Here is a 585-nt window from a genome sequence, read left to right as displayed (position 1 = left end):
TGAAACTTCGTTCATGTGGTTCCACTGGTTCTGAAAGCGAGACTCAGCACGTAATAGCTTAATGTCTTCGATGCCCTGTACCGCTTCAACAAGAATGGCGTTACGGATTGAAGACTCTCTCATACCCTCTTGCGCGAGTTGCGCTAGCTTTTTCTGTGCCAGAATACCCGGCAAAAGCATAAGTGGCACAACTAGCAGCATCACCCAAAACAGTTTTCCACCGATAATCGCAAAAATGATCAGGAATAGGAAAAAGAATGGGAAATCGGCAATTGCACTAATGGTGGTTGAAGTCACCAGTTCACGCACACCTTCGAGCTCACGAATCTGGGAAATAAAACTACCGGTAGACTTTGAACGGTCTTTATTTCTGATGCGTAAGGCATGACCAAATACACGATCAGATACCCGCAAGTCAGCACGTTTACCAATAATATCGGATAAATAAACTCTAGCTACACGTAAAGTAAACTCAAAAATAGCAGCAATGAGCACACCACCTGCCAACACCCATAAAGTCGGGATAGACTGAGATGGTACAACACGGTCATACACTTGCATTGAGAAAATAATGGTTGCCAGTGC

1 protein-coding gene is annotated in these 585 nt (G+C 44.3%); it reads right to left on the bottom strand.

The genetic code is table 11. The features are described 5' to 3' along the window. On the bottom strand, positions 1–585 hold a 585-nt coding region (locus J536_RS24660), incomplete at both ends, for an ABC transporter transmembrane domain-containing protein (RefSeq protein ID WP_032064348.1).

The organism is Acinetobacter sp. 809848 (genome assembly GCF_000581275.1).
Classification (GTDB): domain Bacteria; phylum Pseudomonadota; class Gammaproteobacteria; order Pseudomonadales; family Moraxellaceae; genus Acinetobacter; species Acinetobacter pittii.
Note: the sequence above shows the minus strand (reverse complement) of the source record. Positions and strands in the feature narration are given on the sequence as shown.